The sequence below is a fragment of the Exiguobacterium sp. s34 genome (assembly GCF_018617435.1).
GTDB lineage: Bacteria > Bacillota > Bacilli > Exiguobacteriales > Exiguobacteriaceae > Exiguobacterium > Exiguobacterium aestuarii.
This window is the reverse complement of the sequence record NZ_JACSKE010000004.1, coordinates 252729-274386: the sequence shown is the minus strand read 5'-3', so window position 1 is coordinate 274386 and position 21658 is coordinate 252729. Positions and strand designations below refer to the sequence as shown.

General features: G+C 47.7%; 23 protein-coding genes and 1 other annotated feature. Of the genes, 11 read left to right on the top strand and 12 right to left on the bottom strand.

What is annotated here, in order from left to right; all coding sequences use genetic code 11:
* Positions 1-5 precede the first annotated feature (5 nt).
* Both KNO87_RS10800 and KNO87_RS10795 read right to left on the bottom strand, forming a co-directional pair.
* Complete coding sequence (locus tag KNO87_RS10800) at positions 6-488, bottom strand: LURP-one-related family protein (protein ID WP_015880506.1); 483 nt, start codon at positions 486-488, stop codon at positions 6-8.
* Positions 489-706: 218 nt separating this feature from the next.
* Positions 707-1201, bottom strand: a complete 495-nt coding sequence (locus KNO87_RS10795; RefSeq protein ID WP_214796108.1) for a restriction endonuclease — start codon at positions 1199-1201, stop codon at positions 707-709.
* Positions 1202-1328: 127 nt separating this feature from the next.
* Here KNO87_RS10795 and KNO87_RS10790 point away from each other — a divergent pair, with 127 nt between their 5' ends.
* Positions 1329-3503, top strand: coding sequence for a PAS domain-containing sensor histidine kinase (locus tag KNO87_RS10790; protein ID WP_214796106.1), 2175 nt, complete (start codon positions 1329-1331; stop codon positions 3501-3503).
* Positions 3500-4570: an SDR family oxidoreductase gene (locus tag KNO87_RS10785; RefSeq protein WP_214796104.1), complete on the top strand. Its 1071-nt coding sequence runs from the start codon at positions 3500-3502 to the stop codon at positions 4568-4570. The genes KNO87_RS10790 and KNO87_RS10785 overlap by 4 nt, the downstream gene beginning before the upstream one ends.
* A 20-nt stretch (positions 4571-4590) precedes the next feature.
* On the opposite strand, the gene KNO87_RS10780 is transcribed toward KNO87_RS10785, so the two are convergent.
* Positions 4591-5970 carry a TrkH family potassium uptake protein gene (locus tag KNO87_RS10780; protein WP_214796103.1) on the bottom strand — a complete coding sequence of 460 codons (1380 nt, stop codon included), beginning with the start codon at positions 5968-5970 and terminating at the stop codon, positions 4591-4593.
* A gap of 200 nt (positions 5971-6170) precedes the next feature.
* Here KNO87_RS10780 and KNO87_RS10775 point away from each other — a divergent pair, with 200 nt between their 5' ends.
* The 3 genes from KNO87_RS10775 to KNO87_RS10765 all read left to right on the top strand — a co-directional run bounded on the left by KNO87_RS10775 (position 6171) and on the right by KNO87_RS10765 (position 7988).
* Positions 6171-6362, top strand: coding sequence for a hypothetical protein (locus tag KNO87_RS10775; protein ID WP_224862903.1), 192 nt, complete (start codon positions 6171-6173; stop codon positions 6360-6362).
* Positions 6363-6448: 86 nt separating this feature from the next.
* Positions 6449-7231, top strand: a complete 783-nt coding sequence (motA, locus tag KNO87_RS10770) for a flagellar motor stator protein MotA (RefSeq protein ID WP_214790347.1) — start codon at positions 6449-6451, stop codon at positions 7229-7231.
* Positions 7209-7988, top strand: coding sequence for a flagellar motor protein MotB (locus KNO87_RS10765; protein ID WP_074034256.1), 780 nt, complete (start codon positions 7209-7211; stop codon positions 7986-7988). The genes motA and KNO87_RS10765 overlap by 23 nt, the downstream gene beginning before the upstream one ends.
* Positions 7989-8020: 32 nt before the next feature.
* Here the strand turns inward: KNO87_RS10765 and KNO87_RS10760 are convergent, their stop codons facing one another.
* The 4 genes from KNO87_RS10760 to KNO87_RS10745 all read right to left on the bottom strand — a co-directional run bounded on the left by KNO87_RS10760 (position 8021) and on the right by KNO87_RS10745 (position 11941).
* Complete coding sequence (locus KNO87_RS10760; RefSeq protein ID WP_214796101.1) at positions 8021-9445, bottom strand: dihydrolipoyl dehydrogenase family protein; 1425 nt, start codon at positions 9443-9445, stop codon at positions 8021-8023.
* On the bottom strand, positions 9442-9807 hold the full coding sequence (locus tag KNO87_RS10755) for a DUF1499 domain-containing protein (RefSeq protein ID WP_214796099.1): 366 nt from the start codon (positions 9805-9807) through the stop codon (positions 9442-9444). The genes KNO87_RS10760 and KNO87_RS10755 overlap by 4 nt, the downstream gene beginning before the upstream one ends.
* Positions 9808-9872: 65 nt before the next feature.
* Complete coding sequence (locus KNO87_RS10750; protein WP_214790341.1) at positions 9873-11252, bottom strand: sensor histidine kinase; 1380 nt, start codon at positions 11250-11252, stop codon at positions 9873-9875.
* Positions 11249-11941: a response regulator transcription factor gene (locus KNO87_RS10745; RefSeq protein ID WP_026824524.1), complete on the bottom strand. Its 693-nt coding sequence runs from the start codon at positions 11939-11941 to the stop codon at positions 11249-11251. Before KNO87_RS10745 ends, KNO87_RS10750 begins: the two co-directional genes overlap by 4 nt.
* A gap of 125 nt (positions 11942-12066) precedes the next feature.
* On the opposite strand from KNO87_RS10745, the gene KNO87_RS10740 reads away from it, so the two are divergent.
* Both KNO87_RS10740 and KNO87_RS10735 read left to right on the top strand, forming a co-directional pair.
* Complete coding sequence (locus KNO87_RS10740) at positions 12067-12888, top strand: Cof-type HAD-IIB family hydrolase (protein ID WP_214796097.1); 822 nt, start codon at positions 12067-12069, stop codon at positions 12886-12888.
* Positions 12889-12918: 30 nt separating this feature from the next.
* Positions 12919-13917 carry an alpha/beta hydrolase gene (locus tag KNO87_RS10735; RefSeq protein ID WP_214796095.1) on the top strand — a complete coding sequence of 333 codons (999 nt, stop codon included), beginning with the start codon at positions 12919-12921 and terminating at the stop codon, positions 13915-13917.
* A gap of 43 nt (positions 13918-13960) precedes the next feature.
* On the opposite strand, the gene KNO87_RS10730 is transcribed toward KNO87_RS10735, so the two are convergent.
* The 4 genes from KNO87_RS10730 to KNO87_RS10715 form a co-directional block, all read right to left on the bottom strand.
* On the bottom strand, positions 13961-15517 hold the full coding sequence (locus tag KNO87_RS10730; RefSeq protein ID WP_214796093.1) for an aromatic amino acid hydroxylase: 1557 nt from the start codon (positions 15515-15517) through the stop codon (positions 13961-13963).
* A gap of 45 nt (positions 15518-15562) precedes the next feature.
* Positions 15563-15756 (bottom strand) — a binding site (T-box leader).
* Between the two features lie 141 nt (positions 15757-15897).
* Positions 15898-16575 carry a uracil-DNA glycosylase gene (locus tag KNO87_RS10725; protein WP_214796091.1) on the bottom strand — a complete coding sequence of 226 codons (678 nt, stop codon included), beginning with the start codon at positions 16573-16575 and terminating at the stop codon, positions 15898-15900.
* A gap of 79 nt (positions 16576-16654) precedes the next feature.
* Positions 16655-17290 carry an FMN-dependent NADH-azoreductase gene (locus KNO87_RS10720; protein ID WP_214790331.1) on the bottom strand — a complete coding sequence of 212 codons (636 nt, stop codon included), beginning with the start codon at positions 17288-17290 and terminating at the stop codon, positions 16655-16657.
* A 121-nt stretch (positions 17291-17411) separates the two neighbouring features.
* Positions 17412-17843 carry a MarR family winged helix-turn-helix transcriptional regulator gene (locus KNO87_RS10715; RefSeq protein ID WP_214746962.1) on the bottom strand — a complete coding sequence of 144 codons (432 nt, stop codon included), beginning with the start codon at positions 17841-17843 and terminating at the stop codon, positions 17412-17414.
* Between the two features lie 159 nt (positions 17844-18002).
* Here KNO87_RS10715 and KNO87_RS10710 point away from each other — a divergent pair, with 159 nt between their 5' ends.
* From KNO87_RS10710 to KNO87_RS10700, 3 genes are all read left to right on the top strand, one after another.
* Positions 18003-18377 (top strand): hypothetical protein, encoded by a 375-nt coding sequence (locus KNO87_RS10710; protein ID WP_214790329.1) that lies wholly within the window; start codon positions 18003-18005, stop codon positions 18375-18377.
* Positions 18378-18510: 133 nt separating this feature from the next.
* The gene (locus tag KNO87_RS10705) at positions 18511-19395 is read left to right on the top strand and encodes a diacylglycerol/lipid kinase family protein (RefSeq protein ID WP_214796089.1); all 885 of its coding nucleotides are present in this window, start codon (positions 18511-18513) and stop codon (positions 19393-19395) included.
* Between the two features lie 57 nt (positions 19396-19452).
* Complete coding sequence (locus tag KNO87_RS10700) at positions 19453-19977, top strand: GNAT family N-acetyltransferase (protein ID WP_214796201.1); 525 nt, start codon at positions 19453-19455, stop codon at positions 19975-19977.
* 34 nt (positions 19978-20011) lie between these two features.
* Here the strand turns inward: KNO87_RS10700 and cbpA are convergent, their stop codons facing one another.
* Entirely contained in the window at positions 20012-20647 is a 636-nt protein-coding gene (gene cbpA / locus KNO87_RS10695) for a cyclic di-AMP binding protein CbpA (protein ID WP_214695898.1), read from the bottom strand.
* Between the two features lie 186 nt (positions 20648-20833).
* Between cbpA and pdxK the strand changes: the two genes are divergently transcribed.
* A complete protein-coding gene (gene pdxK, locus KNO87_RS10690) occupies positions 20834-21658 on the top strand; it encodes a pyridoxine/pyridoxal/pyridoxamine kinase (RefSeq protein WP_214790321.1) in 825 nt (274 codons plus the stop codon).

Sequence of the window (21658 nt, the reverse complement as noted above, 5' to 3'; positions counted from 1 at the left end):
CATCGTTATGAGACAGATGCTGCGAGCGGCATCCGCGATTTAACCGTTAACGTTTTTAAGACAGAAAGGAGTTCGAACATCGATAGCTGATCTGCTTCTTTCGTTAAGCAGAACGTGTCGTCCTCTTGTTTCCGTAGCTCCGCAACAAGCTTACCTGCTTTGTCACGGACGCTGAACTTATGACGTTCCACATCGTATTGAATCGTGAAGAGTCCGCGTTCATAGACGTTGTACTCACACTTTTTCCCGAATAACGAGAACTTGTCTTTCAATTGACCAATCGCCTGTCCGTCATGGTTCATCACGACCCATTTTTGGCAGTTCGGGATATACTTCCCGTGAGCGATCTGTCGTCCAGACAAATTGTGCACTTGGACACTGCCTTCCGCGTCGCGGTGAACAGATCCGATCGCATCATTTGTCTCATCATAAATGGTCGCCTCGCCTTGCGTAAAGACGCAACCTTTTACATAAATTAATTTGCGCACCGCTTTTTCCTCCTAGCACGTTCCAACCGTGATTGTTTGTATGTGTACGGTCGGGCATTTCTTGAAACCCCAATCGTTTCTCTCTGTAGTTTTGAGCTCGTTTCAACTACTACATATTTCATATGACGAAGATGATTATTGCATCGATTAAAGAAAAAGACAAGCCCTTTTTTTCGACATCATTTTGGATTCTGTCGAACTTGTGAACATGCCTATTCTTAACGCTTATATCCCGCTTCTTTTAAGAGTTCTTCAAGCTCTAATCTTGCAATCAGACGAACTTGATTTGGTGCCGCCAATTCGTACGCACTGTCCGTGAACGTCGAGTTCGTCACGACCCATCCTTCGTGAACCTGATAATAAGGAACCGCAGCTGCGATTTGTTGAACCGCCTCAAGACCGACTACCTTTTCATAACGTTTCGCTTGTACCGCAATCAACCATCCGTCCGGGGTCTCAAGTAACAAGTCGGCCCCAAAATCACGCGATGCCGGGGTCACGGTGACCGTGTAACCGAGCGCCGTGAACACATCTTCTAAGAACAGTTCGAATTCCCGCCCATCCATCCGGTCGATTCGGTCGATGGTCGACAGCCGTGCTCTCCAAATGAACCACGCAATCCCAAACAGGAGTAGCAAGATACTGCTCCAAAGCGGTGCCCCGAACCACCATAAACCAATGGCACCGATCATACTTAGAAGTAATCCAATCATCCCCATCTTTCCTTTCCAACTCCTCTCTCCCACTTTACCGTTTTGAGGGCAGGAAATGAAAGGGGGATCTGTCGAATGTTATAGAAGATATGCTCGTCTGACACCAACGAAGGAGGGATGATCGTTCATGGAGAAACCCACCAATCTCCACAGTGAGTTATTACATGCATTACCTTACGGGGTTGCTTTAATACAAAAAGATGGAACAATCGTTCAGGCAAACCGCCCATTCTTAGAAAATTTCCCAGAGAATCTGCAGACTCGTACGAACCTTTTTCATATGGTCAACCAGTCTCCGATTACGATGGAATTATCTCGCCGAATGGAGCAAGGACTTCCTTGGATGTATGAATTGCCGACGATGCGTGTACATGCCATTCCTTGGGAAGACCATTACATCCTATCCATCGAACCACTCCCTCTCGATACGCGCGTGACGATTCAACACAATGCATTTGAAGCGATGATGCATACTGAACTCGACATGGCGATGATTATGACCGATGCGAATATGTTAATCACACGATTTAATCAGGGAGCGACCGAACTGTTCGGATATGCGCCCCATGAAGTGCTATATGAAATGACACCCTTCGCTTTGTTCGAGTCGAGAGAGCTGAGCGAAAAGCGCTCTGCTTATCAAGATGAAACGGAACGATTGCTGTCATTCGAGCAAATGTTACGCCTTGCGCTCGACAAAGGAGACCGTGAATGGAAGTTCCAATGTAAGGACCGGACACATTTTATTGGAAAACTCTTCATGCATCCGGTATATGAACAAGAGCAACTCATCGGCTTCTTTTTCTTCGTGTTCGATGTGAGTCCTGAGATTCAATTGAAACGAGAACTTCGTTATAAGGAGCAACGCTATCGCATGTTTGCCGAATCCGTCATCGAAGCCGTCCTGTTTCACGAAGACGGTATGATTCTCGATGCGAACAAAGCGGCGGAATCTATCTTTAAAATTCCTGCTGAACAAATGGTCGGTCGTCAAACGGTCGAATTTATCGCTGAAGGGTATCGGGCGGATGTATTGCGACGGATTCGGAATCATATCCAAACACCATACGAAGTGATTGGCCGACGAGCAGACGGCACGTTTCTAGAGATGGAGGTTTACCCGAAAGAAGTGACGTATCAAGGCCAAACGTTACGGGTAGCCGTCATGCGCGACATAAGCGATCGCAAAAAAGTAGAGCGTATGCTCGAACGAGAGAAAAATGCGATTGCCCGCCAACGAGATATCATTCAATCGATTTTACAAGCGTCGAACGAAGCATTCGTCTTGACCGAGTCGAACGGGAGTGTCTTGTTCATGAACGTCCATGCGCGACGCCTCATGGATTTACCTGGGATCGCTCCGAACAAAATACAAGAGCGCATTCCCCTCCTCTCCACGTTCCGTCCACGCGACCGGAGCGAGATGTTGAAAAAGATGGACCAACTTCTCGACGGGACGGCCCGGGAAGTGTCGATGCGTTTCTCCATCCCCCAGCCGAACGACCGGGATGAGGAATATTATGAGATGTACGGCACGACGATGGATACGAAACGGCAAATCGGAATGGACAGCGGTTTCTTATTCGTATTCCGCAATCGGACAGAGGAAGAACGCATGGACCAGATTAAAAACGAATTAGTGAGCACGGTCTCGCATGAACTGAGGACACCACTTTCTTCATTATCTGGTTACATCGAGTTGATGCTCGCTCGCGATTTGACTCCCGATAAGCGGGAACGTTTCTTGAAGACGATGTCGCGAGAAGCGTCACGGCTAACAGCATTACTGAACGACTTTTTAGATATTCAACGCATGGAAGATGGTCATCAGGAATACAAGCAAGATCATTTCTCGTTGAATGAACTCGTCTTAGAGGTGGTTGAACGCTTCCGTGAAACGAATGATCATGCCATTCACTTCGATAACGCGGATGAAGATTTACTCTTGATTGCTGACCGAGACCGAATTGAACAAGTACTCGTCAATTTGATTTCAAATGCCATCAAGTACTCTCCGAACGAACAAGAGATTGAGGTACGGGTCCGGCACGACCACAATCAAGCCCACGTCTCCATTCGTGATTTTGGGATCGGTATTCCGGAACACGCCTTTGAGAAACTATTTACGAAGTTTTATCGGGTCGACAACTCGGATACGCGTAAAATTGGCGGAACCGGTCTCGGGTTGTCCATCTGCAAAGAAATCATCGAATCACACGGCGGTAGCATTGAAGTGGAATCGACTGTCGGAAAAGGATCGACTTTTACATTCACACTAGAATTAGCGGAGGAGATGTCATGAACGATTATGCCTTTACCGGTTTCCCTGGATTTTTAGCTGGAAAATTAATCGAGCATCTCGCGTCGTTACCTCATCAAATCGGGACGATCTATGCATTGCACCTTCCGAGTCAACAACGCGAAGCAGAAGACTTAAGGGACGCCTTACTGTCCACGACGTCCCTCGAGCCTCGTCAACTCGTTTTAGTAGAGGCGGATATCACGTTGCCTGAAGTGATTCTCGATCCGATTATGCGGTCTGTCATCGAGCGCGACGTGCATTACGTCTTTCATCTGGCCGCAGCATATGACTTGAGCATTCCGTATGACACCGGATATCGAATCAATATCCTCGGTACGAAACATGTGACCGCGTTCGCCAAACGCTCAAAACAATTGAAGCGCTATGTATACTTCAGCACAGCCTATATCGCCGGTCGTCGGCAAGGAACCGTGTACGAGAACGAACTATGGCATCGGGCTCGGTTTAAAAATCATTATGAGGCGACAAAATATGAAGCAGAGGCTCTCGTCTCGCGTGAGATGGGTGCGATGCCGATTACCATCATTCGTCCTGGCATTGTGATTGGTCATAGTCGAACAGGAGAAACGAAAAAATTTGACGGTGTCTATTTCGTATTGAAGTTAATGGAGCAATTGAAACAGATGCGACCGCTGCCTTATATCGGACGAGCGAACGTCGAAGTGAATCTCGTCCCTTATGATTACGTGGTGGAAGCGACCGCTTTCTTAGCGCACTCACCAGCCGGAATGAAGCGAACGTTCCATTTGACGGACCCGTTCCCACACGGTGCGCGTGAAGTGTATCGCATGCTACATGAGACGATGTTCCAACGCCCACCTCGAGGAACGGTTCCTCACGCTGTTGCGGACGTCGCATTCACGAGCTGGAAGAATGCCGCACAACTCGATGTTCCTCATGAACTGCTGGACTACTTCAAACATCCCGTCCATTTTGATACGACGCAAACAATTCGTGCGCTCGATGGGACCGGAATCGTCTGTCCAGATTTACAAGATTATCTCCCGGAGATCGCCCGTTATTTCATGACACACAAAAAGCCCTGATGCGCTCAGGGCTTTTCTGTTTATCCAATCAAAATCTTTTCTTTCGGATAGCGAATCTTTCGGTCAGCTTGTCGCGCGACCGTAAAGAGAATCGTCAAGGATCCGACACGGCCAAGCAGCATCATGAACATGATGAACCCTTTACCGGCAGCATTCAACTCAGCGGTAATGCCTAATGATAACCCGACCGTCCCGAACGCCGACACCGTCTCAAACAAAATGGCGCTCGCTGGAATATGACCGTTCGTCAAAATGACGAGTGTCGTAATGATGAGTATAAAGAAGAAACTTGAGATGGCAACGACGTATGCTTTTTTAATTTGAAATGCATCAATCGTCCGCTCCATGATGACCGTTTCTTTTTTACCTGCAATGAACGCCCACATATCCGCGAAGATGACCGCAAGCGTCGTCACTTTAATCCCCGACCCTGTCGAAGCTGCACCGGCCCCAATATACATCAAAATCAAAATTAAGCCGATTGAGGCAGGCGCCATCATCGAGATATCAATCGTATTGAAACCAGCCGTCCGTGTCGTCACGGCTTGGAAGAACGTCACATGTAACGCTTCACCGATGGACCGTCCATACAGTGCACCTTCGCTCGATACCCACTCAAACATCATAAGCACGAACCACGCTATTCCATTGATCACCAAAAGGGACAAAATCATGATTTTCGAATGAAGGGCGAGACGTTTCCATCCTCTTACCTCTGTCGCGTCGGCGATGGTCGTGAACCCGAGACCCCCAATCATAATCATGAGGGCAATGGTCACGACAATCGCCGTGTTTTGTTCAAACGACATGAGACTGTCCGGGAACAGCGCGAAGCCGGCATTGTTAAAGGCAGAGACAGCATGGAAGAAGCCGTAATAAAGTGCCGCACCGAACGAGTAACTCTCCGTACTATACAGTTCGAACGTCAAAAACAGCATCCCGATAAATTGTACGATAACCGTCGTGAAGACGATATTTCGAACGAGACGAACCGTACCGCCTGGCCCCGCTAAGTTCAACGATTCTTGCAAGAGAATCCGTTGTTTTAATCCAATTTTCTTCCCTAATACGCTCAGGAGCATCAACGCGATCGTCATGAACCCGAGACCCCCGATTTGAATGAGGGCGACAATCACCAATTCCCCAAACAGGTTGAACGACGATCCGATGTCGACTGTCGACAATCCGGTCACTGTTCCTGCAGAAGTCGCGATGAACAAACAATCAATCCAAGAAACTGGCTCTTCTTGTGCAAATGGCATATATAAGAGTGTTGCCCCGATAAAAATCGCAAGTAAAAATCCTCCCGCGATAAAGCGAGCAGGTTTTTCAAACACGACTCGATAAAGTACCTCGATTCGCTTCAAGCGCATTTCACGCGCTGACAGTCTATGTCGCATTACGACATCCCCTTCACATCTGTTATTCTAAGCCTCATGTTACTCCTCGCTTTTCTAAATGCCAACAAGAAAATGTATCTCTAACGCTTTCCTCATTTTTTTGGTATTATGGGAGATAGACTTTAAGAATGTTGAGGAGGTTGAATGAAACCGTGGACCCTAGTACGGTAGATCATTCGATAGAGGATGTCTCGCGAAGGTTGGAGCGCCAATCACAATGTATGCCCGCTCACCTTTATTTTCAGCTAGAAGAGTTACTCAATTGGTCACTTGAGCAAGAAGTCGTGAATCAATTGTACGCATTGTTAAAAAAATACGACGTATTAACCGATATAGAGCGTGAAGAACGAAACATCAGCATTCAAATGCTGATTGATGAAAACGGCGCTTAATCATCGGGAACGCATGTTGCGGGAGACGAGTAGCGTCTCTCGCTTTTTTTGTCCTGATTTATTTCGGAAAGGTGGAAAACAAAGACATGGATGTCGTCACGTTAGTCGGGCTCATACTCGGGTTCCTCACCCTCGTTGGTGGAATGTTATTAAAAGGAGCGGGTATTGCACCGCTGATCAACCCTGCCGCAATCGTTATCATTTTCGTCGGTACAGCTGCTGCGGTCAGTATCGCCGTATCGAAAGAACAGCTTCAAAACGTACCGAAGTTATTTAAAATCTTGTTCAAAAAACAAGAACTTCCAAGTAAATCCGGATTGCTCACACAATTTGTCGACTTGTCGACGCAAGCTCGGAAAGAGGGACTCTTATCCCTAGAAACAGCACTTGAACAAGTCGAAGAACCATTTTTACGCCAAGGTATGATGATGGTCATCGACGGTCAACCTTCTGAATACATTGCGGAAGTGATGTCACGTGATATCGAAAACATGGAACAGCGCCATAAAGCGAATGCCGACATCTTCACCCAGGCCGGGACGTATGCCCCGACGCTCGGGGTACTCGGAGCCGTTATCGGATTGATCGCTGCCCTTAAAGATTTGTCAGATATCGAGAAACTCGGACACGCCATTTCGGCAGCCTTCGTCGCGACACTTTTCGGGATTTTCACCGGGTACGTGCTTTGGTTCCCGTTTGCGAATAAACTGAAGCAATATTCGAAGAGCGAAGTCATCATCAAAGAAATGATGATTGAAGGGATTTTATCGATTCAAAGCGGTGAATCTCCAAAAACGTTAGAAGATAAGCTGTCTGTGTATTTGTCTCCAAAGGAGCGAGCTGACTATGAAACGCAAAAAGAAGCATGATCATGAAGAACACATTCCAGAAGGTTGGCTCATTCCTTATGCCGACTTGTTGACACTCTTGCTCGCGCTCTTCATCGTACTGTTCGCATCGAGTAACATCGACCAAACGAAGCTCGAGAAAATGTCTCGCTCTTTCAACCAGGTGTTCTCTGGAGGCGTCAGTGTCTTCCAAGCTTCGACCGCCTCAAACAGCGACATCAGTCGGACGGATAAAACCAATACGACTGCCAACCCACGCACCTACGAGCTTGCTCAGCTTGATGAGTTGAAGGAAGATGTGAATCAGTACATTAAGAAGAATGGGTTAGAGAGTCAAATTAAAGCGACAATCAACTCGAGCGGTCTCGTCTTAACAATTCAAGATCGTGCCCTTTTCAACTTAGGAGAAGCGACACTGGATGCGGATGCTCGAAATGTCGCTCAAAACATCAGTCAAATCTTAGAGAAGGCTGGGAAGCGAGAAATCGTCGTCTCTGGTCATACCGACAACATTCCAATCAACACGGCGCGTTTCCCATCGAACTGGGAACTCAGTTCAGCACGTGCGACCGCATTCATGCGTGGTTTATTAACGAATGACGCACTGAATCCGGCTCAGTTTACACTTGCAAGCTACGGGGAATTTAAACCGATCGCCACGAATGATACCGAAGAAGGTCGCTCGAAAAACCGACGCGTCGAAGTGTTAATTAAACCGCTCGTCGACTTATCAGAAGGCGAACCGAAGATGATTGAGACGATCACATTACCGAACTAAAATCACCCACTCAAATGAGTGGGTGATTTGTGTTATTGCATCAATTTGAAATAGCGTCTTGCCAGTTCTGTAAGTGGGCTTTCGAACAAGCGTTTCCGCCAGTAGAGATCCGTCACTTTCTTCACCGCTTCACTGCGCGATGGGTAAGGATAAATCATTCGTGACAACTTCCCAATCTTATCGCCCCGTTGCATCGCATAGACGACGATTTGCATCCAGTCACCGGCCGATTCACCGACCGCATGTGCCCCGATAATCTTGCCATTTTTCTTCGTGATGACTTTGACAAAGCCGGCCTCTTGGCGTTCGGCGATGAAACGGTCCACTTCTGACAGTTTCGCTTCATACGTCTCGATGTCATCCCCGTAACGCTCACGCGCTTCTTTCTCGGTCATCCCAACGTGGAACACTTCAGGATCTGTGAACGTGATCCAAGGAAGCTTACTGTAGTCTACCTTGTTCCATAGTCCAAACAGCGCGTTCGCGACAACTGCTTTCCCTTCTTCACCTGCTGCGTGTGTGAACGGGAGCGTCTTGATCGTATCGCCAATCGCAAAGATATGCGGCTGTGACGTCCGATACGAAGAAGAGACGTCGATGTACCCTTTCGTCACTTGAACGTTCGCCCGATCGAGACGGAGCGCGTCGATGCGTGGGACGCGTCCTGTCGCCATAAGGAGTTTATCTGCCTCATATTCGACCATCTCGCCGTTTACCTCTGTCGTAACACGAATACGGCCATCGACTTCATCGACCCGATTGACTTTCACGCCAATTTTCAAGCGCATCGCCATCTCAAGCTGCGATTTTAGGTAAGTGGAGACGTCCTCGTCTTCTTTTGGTAAGAACGCATCCTGTGCCTCGAGTACGGTAACTTGCGATCCGAGTCGCACAAATGATTGTGCTAGTTCGAGTCCTACCGTCCCGGCACCGATAACAATGAGGCTCTCTGGAAGCGTCTCTTCTTCAAAGACCGTCTCGTTCGTTAAGTATGGGACTTGATCTAATCCATCGATTGGAGGGACTGTCGGTTTTGAGCCAGTTGAGATGACAAATTTTTTCCCGATCAATAAATCGTCCCCGACCTTCAATTCAGTCGGGCTTTGGAACGAAGCCTCCCCGATGTATACGTCTACACCGATCTTTTCAAAGCGCTCGGTCCCGTCATGATCTTGGATGATTGCGCGAGCCTTATCGACCCGTGCTTTCGACATTTGATAATGCTCTCCGCCATTGAACTCCGTTCCGAGAACACGTGCTGCGCGCATCATTGCATTCGCTTCTTTCGAAGCGGCAATCAATGCTTTCGATGGCACACATCCGACATGCAGACAGTCGCCACCTAAATGTTTGTTCTTTTCAACAAGCGCGACTTTCACGCCTAAGTTCGCTGCTCCTGCTGCCACTGTCATCCCGGCGGCACCGCCACCGATGACAATCAACCGATAGTCCTTCATCGAATCAACCTCCGGTATCGTTCACTCACATCTTCCATCCGCTTTCGATTCACGCCAAAGTCTGAATAGCCGACACGAGACGCAGACCGAAACTCGACTTGTTGAGTGGAATCATCAAATATAAAATTCACATCATCTTTAAAACGCATCACTTTCGAGGTCACCACATAATGAAGGCCCTCATCCGTTTCTTTAACCAGTTCAGCTCGCGGCAATTGGTTCATTGCCATCTTGATCGCTTCAATCGATTGACCACGACTACCCGCATATGGGAGTGGAGACATGCGCAATTCTTCAATCGAGGTTTGCGTCGAGACGGCGTTTGGACTTCCTTTTAACGGCTTCAATGACTGATTGGCCATAGTAAAAAACCTCCCTCATTCTACATACATCTATATGTAGCCTGAATTCGGGAGGTTTAACCCTATTAATGTAGTTCACTCGGGTCGAGTGGCAATAACACGGTCACGGTCGTCCCATGTCCGACCTCACTTTCGATGACCAGTTTTCCTTCATGTGCCTCAATCAACTCTTTTGAGATGGCGAGTCCAAGACCGCTACTTCCTTCCGTCACGTGGGCCTGATAGAACATCTCCGTAATACGCTGTAAATGCTCACGTGAGATACCAGGACCTTCATCGATAATCGAGATGAAAGCAACACGTTCCGATTGAACGAAACGGATTGTCAACGTTCCACCGTCTGGCGAGAAGCGAATCGCGTTCTCGAGGATGTTCAAGAACACTTGCTTCAACCGATTCTCATCAAACAATCCGACCGACTTTTGAGGATAACGCTCAATGAGCGTGATGTCTTTATCTTCAAGCGACTGTTTTAACTGCAATGTCACCTTTCGTAACAGTGAGACTAAATCTAGTTCCTGACGATACAACACCAATCGGCTCTCTTCGATCTTCGTATAGTCGAGAAGCTGCTCTACGAGACCAATCATGCGCTCTGTTTCGGAATGAATGATACTTAAACCAAGCTCCGTTTCCTCAGATAGCTTCTCATCGCCGCCCCGAATCGTCTCCGTCCACCCTTTAATCGAAGTGAGCGGTGTCCGCAGTTCATGGGATACGCTTGAGAGAAACTCGTTACGTGTCGACTGATGCTGTTGCACTTTAGCACCTAAATACGTGAGTGTTCGAGCCAATGCCCCAAGCTCATGTTTTTCATTCGATTCAACGGCAACGTCGAAATCACCTTGAGCCATCTCATCCGCCGTTTCGATGATTTGACGAATCGGACGGACGAAACGATCAGCGATTCGAATGACGGTATAGAGTGCAAGTAACCAGATCAGGACACCAATCATGACAACGGTCATCCAAATTTCACGGATGAGCGTATCTAAGTCTTCGAGCGGGCGTGTAAAGCTAATCGCAAACTCTGACGTATCGTTCGTCATAATCGGACTGGTCACCGCTAAGTAATGCTCCTCACCGATGTCATAGTCCTGTACGACCGACTCTCCTCGTGAAAGTTTTTCTAATTGTTCTTGTGAAAAAGATGCCTGCCTTGTCCGTTGCCCCGTCGTCTTGACGATGGAACCACTCTGGTCGACAATCGTTAAATCCGTTCCGGGATATCCGAATGTCCGGACAAGGACGGAGAAGGCGCTCGGCGTCTCAAACCCGACCTGGGCTTGAGGATATAGATATGCACTCGTGGTCGCATGACTTAGTAACGCTTCCGACTCATACTCGTAATAGTATCGATATGTCCCGTAAGACAAGACACTGACGAGTAGAAGTAAGACAATCGTCACGACGATCATCATGCGAATGACTAACTGTTGTTTCATGCTTCATGTCTCCGCCATTTATATCCGTGACCCCACAACGTTTCAATATAGATCGGGTGACTCGGGTCATCCTCGATTTTTTGACGCAACCGACGGATGTTGACGTCGACTGTCTTACGGTCACCGAAGTAGTTGACGCCCCATACCGCATCGAGTAATGCATCACGTGACAAGACGATCTCTTCATTTTGGACGAGATGACAAATCAAGTCATACTCCGTCGGCGTCAAATCGATCGATTGACCGTACTTCGTCACTTGCTTCGCCGCAAGGTCGATTGCGAACGGTCCTGACTTCAACCGTTTCGAGTCTTTTCGTTTCACTTTTTCGACGCGACGCAGCAACGCTTGAATACGCGCCACTAGTTCGCCTGGACTGAACGGCTTGGCGATATAATCGTCCGCCCCTTTTCCGAGTCCTTCGATTTTATCTTCTTCGAGCGTTCGTGCCGTCAACATGATGATTCCGACGTTCTCATCGATATCTCGAATGGCCGCACACGCCTCGAACCCGTCCATCTCTGGCATCATGACATCTAATAAGACAACGTCGAACGGTTCACGGTCAAATGCGGTGACCGCCTCTCGTCCATTCGTCGCCTCAAACACATCGAATCCGGCTCGTTTTAAATTGACAATAATGAAGCTGCGAATCGCATGCTCGTCCTCAGCTACTAAAATTCGATTCATATTTACACCTCTTCTAGAGTTCACTTCTCTACATTATAGTTACGTTTTTGCGACAAGGTTGTCAATTGACCTTAAAAAGGTTTAGGATGGAGTCATTAGATTCTGAAGGAGGACCCCCTACTACTATGAGTTACAAAATGATTGTATTGGATATGGATGATACGCTCCTCACGAGCGACCATACGATTTCCCCTAAAACAAAAGAAGCACTTCTCGATGCGCAAGAGCGCGGCTATAAAGTCGTACTTGCGAGTGGCCGCCCGACGTTTGCGATGTGGGATGCAGCCCGTGAATTGGAACTTGCAAAGTACGGTAGCTTCATTTTATCGTTCAACGGTGCCTCGGTCATCAATTGCGAAACGAATGAGGAGATTTTCTCGAGCACGCTTCAACCAGACACAGTCGCCCATCTCCATGATATCAGTGAACGGGAAGGAATCGCGATTCATACGTACGTCGGTAACGAAATCGTAACCGATCGCCCGAACCCATATACCGATATCGAAGGTGAATTGACAGGTATGCCGGTCATCCATGTCGACAACTTTAAAGACGCTGTGACAGCACCTGTCGTCAAATGCTTGATGCTTGCCGACGGTGACACGCTTGCTCCGATTGAAACGAAACTACAAGAAGAGTTGGCCGGGAAGTTGGCCGTCGCTCGTTCAAAACCGTTCTTCCTAGAATTCACGGAAGCCGGTGTCACAAAAGGAACGAGCCTCGCCTTCCTAGCGGATCAACTCGGCATCGCCCAGAAAGAAGTCATCGCTTGCGGTGATGGAAACAATGATTTGACGATGATTGAATGGGCAGGTCTTGGTGTTGCGATGGGTAACGCCAATACGACGGTCAAAGGGAAAGCGGACTTCATTACGAAGTCAAACAACGAAGACGGCATCGCTCATGTCATCGAGACATATATGGCGGACGTACTCGTCACGCAGTAAGCTTCTGATTGTAGAAAGGGAGGAAGTAAGATGAATAAAGGGTTGAAACGCGCTGGAGTCGGCTTGATTGGAACAGCGGTCGCGGGAGCGGCTTATGTGTTCCTATCACCTAAACCAGCAACACGTTTAATCAAAACTTCGTTCGCAGGGGGGAACGAGGTGGAGATGAAGGGATTCGAGGAAGTCGTTCAAAAGACGTCTGTCCGAAAAGACATCGACTACTTGTCCTCTTATGACAACGGAACGTTTGATTTGATTCGCTATGAAGGAGACGGCCGTACGGTTCCGACGATTTTTTGGGTACACGGTGGCTCATTCGTCGGTGGTGACAAATCAGACGTCCTCAAGTACGCGACATCGATTGCGAGTAACGGTTACAACGTCGTCAGCATCAACTATGCGCTTGCGCCTGATGTGACCTATCCGACACCACTTCAACAAATCGAAGAAGCATATTCGTTCATTGCTGAAAACAATGATCGATTCCGCCTCGACTTGGACCGCGTCTTTTTCGCGGGTGATTCGAATGGTGGACAGCTCGTCGCACAGTTTGTTGGCATCCAGTTGAATGACGACTACTCGCCTTCTGCCGAGGTCAGACAAGTCGTACCGAAATCATCGATCCTTGGAGCTGTCTTATTATCTGCTCCACTGGATTTGAAACGGTCTTGGCTCGAGTCATCGAAATCGGTGAATCGCTTCTTGTTCAAACGCATCGGCTGGGCTTACTTCGGCACATACAACTGGGAAACGCTCCCGGTCGTCGCTGAAGCTTCACCGCTCGTCAACGTACCTGCCACGTTTGTGCCAACATTCATCGCCGACGGAAACGATCATTCGTTTGAAGATCAGGCGAAAGAATTTGCGACAATTCTCTCAGGTCGAACAGATGTGACGACTGTGTTTTATGATCAAAACGAACACGAACTTGGTCATAACTATTACTTCGAAATGGACCGACCAGCTGCCAACTCGACGTATCGCCGTTTAATCACGTTCTTGCGTGAAACGACGAATCAATCCGTATAAAAAATAAGCGACGTTCTCTTTTAGGGAACGTCGCTTATTTTTGTTAACGCAACAGTTCGAACGCACGTCCGATCAATTCATTTCGGGATGGAGATGTGTGACGCAACGCTTCAAGGCGTTCAATCAACGCCTGCTTCAGCTCTTCGTCTTCCACTAGTTCCAAACATTCGATGTGTAACAACCACGCGTCTGGATGCTCAGATAAAATGTCTGGAACGAGATCATCAATCGACTCCCCTCGTTCACGCATGAGGTGAATGCGGTTGAACATTGGGTCATCATTCGTCCATACGCGTTCATCTCGCTCGATGATCACGGGCTTTTCAATGATCATCAATTCTTCCACTGTCGTTCCGGGGAATACCGAAGGAAGTGAATCGACGCGTACTTCGAGCGAGTCGAGTGAAATCGTCCGTCCTTCTAGCTGAATCGTCACGTCTTGGATCTTATCGGATGAACATGCTTGACGAATGGTCATCCCTTCGAGGAGATCGTCTCGATTTAGTGCGGATTCCGTATCGTGGACAATGAGAAGTCCGTGACGTTCTCGTTTCGTGAACTGACCATTTTTTACAATCGTGCATTCATCCCATTGGATGAGCGTATGTTCTTTCGACTCTGTCATATGGCGAACGATTCCGACGCGCTCAGAGCCATCTTCGAGTCGAAGCGTCGATTGACTTCCCGACGCCAATGCTTTCGAGACAGATTCAATCCCACCTTTTCGAATCGCCATTCTCCCTTCTAATTCGTCTAAGACGGAAGAGAGCGTCTCAAAGTCTGGAATGACGAACAGTTCTTTTTGCATATTCGTCACGTCTTGCTTCGTCTGTAACGCATGCTCCAAGTCAAATGGATGTTTGACGACCGCGTCGGTCAAGCAGTGACGGCTTTCGCCAACAGATGACAAGAGACCTGCGCCGTAAATCATTGGACGCTCGAGGTCGCCAATCAATCCAAATTCAACCGTCCACCAAAAGATGCGTGCAACTTGTTGCGCCTCTGAAAACCCGGTCACTTGTGCTTTCGCTTCATGGACCGCTCGTTCTGCCGCCTCGATGTCTTGTTCCGTTGAATTGGCATTCTCTTTCACGATCGTCAAGCGTTTCAACGCTGCGAATGAAGCATGCTCTTCCCGGTTCATGAACGCCTTCGCCCCTAGTTGACCGAAGCGTTTGACGATTGCCGAAAATGTCGGGTCCATCAACATCGGTGCGTGGCCTGCCGCTTCATGAATGATATCAGGTGCAGGGCTGTATAAGATATTCTCGACTTTCCGGATATCCGTCGCGACAGGCAACATTCCGTTCCCTTGGAAGTCAAAGAAGGCAACGCCAGGGATGAGTCCATCCACCGCGACCGTCGACCATCCTGCCGCACGCATTTCATCCGTCATCTGTTCGACGTTCGGCAATCGGTCTGGTCCCATTCCCGTCCGTTTTAATCCTTCGATGTAAAACGGATGCGCCTTCCCTTCTAACGTATGCAGGTTCAACCGTAAGACGAAGCGCCAGACAGCGTGATCCGTCGGTGTGTACTCATTGTAGAACTGCGGTGAAATATGTGGGGCAAGATGTGATGGAATCGATTGTGTCAACATGTGAAGTCCTCCTTTAAAGTCAAAAAAGTCCCTATCGATTGAATCGATAGGGACGACAAAGCCGCGGTACCACCCTGGTTGCTAGAGAATCTCTAGCCGCTTAATCCGATAACGGGGGACCGCTCAATCATGAGAGCTCGGGAACTGTAATTCGATTCATCTTTTGGGCGTGTTCGCAGCACCACACGCTCTCTGGGCCAGGGAAGATGTCTCTACTTCGGTTCCTTCTTCGCTTCTATTACGTATACATGTTTATCTTTTATACAGTTATGCTGTTATGCATATATGCTTTTAAGCGCTAAAGTGACGTCTTGTTAGTTACTGTATCAAAGGTTTTTCGACACGTCAACAAAAAACAGCCTACGAATTTTCGTAGACTGTCAGAGACACCAATCAATCGGGGACTGACCCCACTCGTTTAGAGCATCATTCACTTGAGAAAACGGCTTTGACCCAAAAAATCCACGATGGGATGATAATGGGCTCGGATGAACGGATGTGAGCACTTTATGCTGCTCTCCGATCCACTTCATTTTTTTCTTTGCGTCATTTCCCCAGAGGATGAATACAACCGGCTCTTCACGACGCCCGAGTCGCTCAATCACCGAGTCGGTGAATTGTTCCCAGCCTTTCCCACGGTGTGAGCCCGCCTTCCCTGCTTCGACCGTGAGCGCTGTATTCAAGAGGAGGACTCCCTGTTTCGCCCACTTCTCTAAATTCCCGCTCTTCGGAGTATCACAGCCAATATCATCCTTAAGTTCTTGAAAGATATTTCGTAACGACGGTGGGAATCGCACCCCATCCTGTACCGAAAAACTGAGTCCATGCGCTTGGTTCGGTCCATGATACGGATCTTGCCCTAAAATAACGCATTTCACGTCACTAAATTTCGTGTAAATAAATGCGTTCCAAATGTCTTCCCGATTTGGGTAAACGATCGTCTCTTCATACGCTTGATCGACGAATTGTTTCAACTGTTGAAAATAAGGCTGACTCATCTCATCTTGAATGATGTCTGTCCAATCCCCAAGTAATCGACTCGATAACTGTTCTCCCATTGCATACTCCCCTTTCCTTCTGTATCATACCCAAAATGTATGCATACAAAAAGACGAGTCAATCGACTCGTCTTTCGTATTATACCGTTACTGCGCCTGCAACTTCTTTCGCAAGTGCTTCTGCTTTCGCTTTCGCGTCTGCAACGATTTCTTCGATTTTGTCTGGGTATTGGTTCATCCCTTCAACTGCTACCGTCGTCACTTCAGAAACACCGACGAATGCGAGCGCTTGGCGAAGGTATGCGTCTGCAAAGTTAAGGTCTGTTCCTGTATAGATTCCACCTGTTCCTTGGATGTGGATCGCTTGTTTGTTTTCAAGCAAGCCGACAGGACCTTGCTCCGTGTAACGGAACGTTTTTCCTGCCATGAGTACGCTGTCGAGGAACATTTTCATACGTGCTGGGAAGAAGAAGTTCCACATTGGCGTTGCGAATACATAAAGGTCCGCTTCCATGAACTTCTCGAGCATGCTGCTCATCGTTCCTACTTTTTTCGCTTCTACGTCCGTGAGTGCTTCACCTGACGCGAATTTGCCCCATGCGCTAAGCACGTCTCCGTCGATTTCTTGCACATCGACATCGTAGAGTTCAATTGCTTCTACTTCGAGTGCTGAATTTTCAGCCTTGAGTGTTGATACGAATGTTTCTGCTACTTGTTTGCTGTATGAAAGTTCAGTTGGTTTCGGGTTAGCCGATACATATAATACTTTAGTCATCGTGTAATCCTCCATTTAGGTAATCTCTAATTTTTTTCAATAACAGTTAGAACTATATCATCTGTATATCTCATCGTCAATTATTTTAACTTCAAGATATTAATGAAAAAAGCAACGGGCTTTATTTGCCCGCTGCGTTATAACCGACTCGCTTCAATAACGAAATCAATTGTTCCGTCTCTTCATCACTTAACGGTCCATATATATCTTTGAAGATTTCGATGTGCTGTGGATAGACGACATCCATGAGCGCCTTTCCATCCTCCGTTAACGAGGCATATGTGACTCGACGGTCAGACGGGCAAGCGATTCGTTCAATCAGTCCACGCTTCTCCAACTTGTCGATGACGTATGTCACGCTACCACTTGTAATCAAAATCTGGTCCCCGATTTGTTGTAACGGGGTGTCTCCTCGTTTATACAGTACTGATAAAACACCGAACTCTGTTGAATTTAACTGGTGGCGTCGCAAATCTTCTTTCACACGATCGCTGATGGCATCCATCGTTCGTGCGAGAACGACCCACGCCTTCAATTCAAGGGATTCAATCATGTCGGTTTCACCTCAATTCGTTCATCATATATCACTAGTATAGCAGGACTTATGCAGTATAAGCCGGGAAAAATACTTCGTCAAGGAACTTCTTCGTTGTCGCCTATGTCGGAAACGTTTAGAATGGTAGTATTGTGATTTTAAGAAAGGGTGGACCGTATGCGTGAGTATTACGAAATTTCATTGACGATTAAACGGGAGTTTTTGCATGCTGTCATCGATTTGTTGAATCGGGAAGGCATCGCACCGGACTATGCGCTCGAAAAAGAAGGCGCGGTCTTTTTATTATTCAATCATTTACCTTGGCCAAACGTGACCCGTGAACCGCATGCCGTGGAACGTTTCTTGTTGACGTTGAAACGATCGGACTATTTATTCGTTAAAACGAAACGTAAATCACCGGTCCCTGACCATGAACCCGTCGCGTGCATGGGCGCCCTCGCCTCTCCGTTTCATGAACATCTGCGCATCGAGCTCGCTGTTGATGAGTCTGAAGCAAGTCATTTAGATATGTCCGCATTTCGTCATTATTAAACTCGATAAACGCTCAATTCCCCGTGAAGGTCAGCCCGAAAACGCTGACGGTCATGGGGATTTTTTTAGGAGTAGCCGATTTCGTAGACGGGAATAAAGGACAGTATTCGAACTGAAAAGGAGATATGCCGGAATGGACACAGTCATGTTAATCGTCAATCCATCCTCAGGAAAAGAATTGGGGGAGCAACACGCGACACATGCCGAGAAGGTGTTGCGCGAACGATATGGACACGTCGATGTCCGCTTCACCGAGAAAGAACAAGATGCAACGAATTTCGCACGAGAAGCAGCGGAAAAGCAATATAAAGCCGTCATCGCGATGGGGGGAGATGGAACGTTAAACGAAGCAGTCACTGGACTTGCCGAGGCGCCCCATCGCCCTGACTTCGGAATTATCCCACTCGGTACAGTCAACGACCTCGCCCGCGCACTCGGTGTCCCGAGTGATCCTAAAAAAGCGATTGAAGCACTTCGTGATGCTGAACCGACACCGATGGATATCGGAAAATATGAGAACGGCTATTTTATGAACGTCATCGCGATCGGGCTCATTGCCGAGGCCGTCGATGAAGTGAGTGTGGAAGAAAAGACAAAATGGGGACCGTTCGCTTATTTGATCGAAGGCGTGAAAGCGTTCCGTGAACACAGCCCATATGAGTTGGCGATTGAAAGTGAGGATGGCCAATTTGATGGTGAAGCGTACCTCGTCGTCATCGCCTTGACGAACTCGGTCGGAGGATTTGAGAATTTTGAGCCAGACGCGCGACTGAACGACGGGTTACTGCACGTCTATATTTTTGAAGAGCTCGGTTTAAAGGATGCCCTTCAATTAACGCCTGCTCTCTTCACAGGAAAGTTAAAGGAAACAGATAGCGTCACGTCATTCTGTACGAAACAGGTGAAAGTGGCCTCTCCTGAGTCTCTCCCCGTAAATGCAGATGGCGATACAGGCGGAACGTTGCCATTCACATTTGAAATTTTGCCGAGTCATTTAAACGTGTTGAAACCTGTCTAAGAGAAGGATTTTGATCAATCGAATCGAATGTTGTTAAGCGAGAAAGGAGAATGACTTATCAACATCTCGCTTGTTCCACTTACAACAGCATCCGACGAAATCGTCGACACTTTCAATCGCTGGAATAATGACCCACAGATTGTACACTTGATTCGCCCGAGTCGATCCGAAGAAGAATTGACCGCTCATTATGAAATGACGCTCGATGACTTAGAGGAACGTCTCCTGACACATGACATTTTTCTCATCTACGCAGATGACCATCTCGTCGGCGAAATGAACGTCATGTATGACCCACCCCATCTGTATCATCAAGAACCTGGTACGGCCTGGCTCGGATTTGTCATTGGGGAAGCAATCGGACGCGGGAAAGGTGTCGGCACGGAGGCCCTCCGTTTATTAGAAGAAAGACTACGAGTCCAAGGGACACCACGCATGGAACTCGGCGTATTCGCCTTTAACGATGCGGCCCACCGCCTTTATACGAAGCTCGGTTATGAAGAAATTGGACGAATCGAACAATTCACTTATTGGGACGGTCAATTTTGGTCCGACATTCGCATGGAAAAACGACTCGAGTAAAAAGCCCTTTCACGTGACGTGAAAGGGCTTTGGCTTAGTTGTTCAAGTTCTCGACTTCGACGATTCGGAAGCCTTTTTGTTCAAGCTTGGCAACGACTTTGTTCTTCATGTCTTCTTCACAATCCGGCGGTAACGTCACGAGTACCCGACGCAATACTTTACTTTTCGCATCGAGCGTCATCAAGCTCGCAATTGACGTATACTTGTTCACGATTTTTGTAATCTTCTCAAGCGCGCCCGCTTGCTCGCTCAAGGCAATCGTCAAGACGTAACTACCTGTGTCGCGACTCCACGCCTCTTCAAGCATCCCGAGCATCTTCCCGTGAGGAAGAATCCCATAAAATTCATTGCTTTCGTCTTTTAACACGGCAATGTATGGCAATTCTTTGATCGAGAAAAATACTTCGAAGAAACCATCCGATTCGTGAACATATTTTTGCGTGTTTTTAATGAGCGTCATCACATTATCGTCCATGTTTTCCCCGTTCATTCCATGACGATAAATATGCATCTTATAAATGTTACCGCGGAAAAATTTTCCCGTCTCGTCTAAAACAGGCACACAACGATATCCTGTTTCTTCAAGCGTATGAAGCGCTTCCCGCAATGTTGCCTTTTCACTGATGGTGACAACATCCTTCTTCGGGATACATAAGCTATGCACTAACATGCGTTTTCCTCCTAGCCAAAAATAAAGTGGTCTACACCCTATTCATTATTATTCCCCAAATATGATGAACATCCTGCATATTTTTTCTGAAAAGTTATGGACATGTCTCCTAATCCTCGTATTTGTCGGAATACGAAAAAGTCGTTATAGTGAAACTATCCAAACAGACAAAGGGGATGGACGATTATGACGATGAAAAAAGCATTGACGATTGCCGGTTCTGACACGAGTGGTGGCGCAGGAATTCAAGCCGACCTGAAAACGATGGAAGAACTCGGTGTGTACGGCATGACAGCCTTGACTGTCATCGTGGCACAAGATCCACATAACGCATGGAATCACGAAGTGTTCCCAATCGACACGACATTGATTGAGAAGCAAATCGATACGGTGCTCGCCGGGATTGGAGTCGATGCGGTGAAGACGGGAATGCTTCCAACACCAGAGATCATCGAACTCGCCGCTCGTAAAATCAAAGAGTATGGAATCGAAAACGCAGTCGTTGACCCGGTCATGGCATGTAAAGGCGCGGATGAGATTCTTGACCCGAACGTCGCAGTCGCGATGCGTCAACACCTCGTACCGGTCGCAAAAATCATCACACCAAACTTATTCGAGGCGCGTATGCTCGCTGGCCTCGACAAAACACCATCGACGATGGACGAAATCAAAGAAGCAGCTCGTTTAATCCATGAGCTCGGCGCTGAAATCGTCATCGTCAAAGTCGGTGGCAAACTTGGTTTCGATACAGCGTTCGATGTCTTGTACGATGGAAACGAATTCCGTCTACTTGAAAGCGAAAAAATCGAGCCTGCGTTCACGCACGGCGGTGGATGCACATTCTCTTCTGCTATTGCGGCCTCTCTCGCAAACGGCCATACGGTCGAAGAAGCGATTGAGATTGGAAAAGAATTCATCACAGAAGCAGTTCGTCACTCATTCCGTTTAAACCAATACGTTGGACCGACGAACCATACAGGGTACCGCAAAAAATTAGCTACACAATCGTAA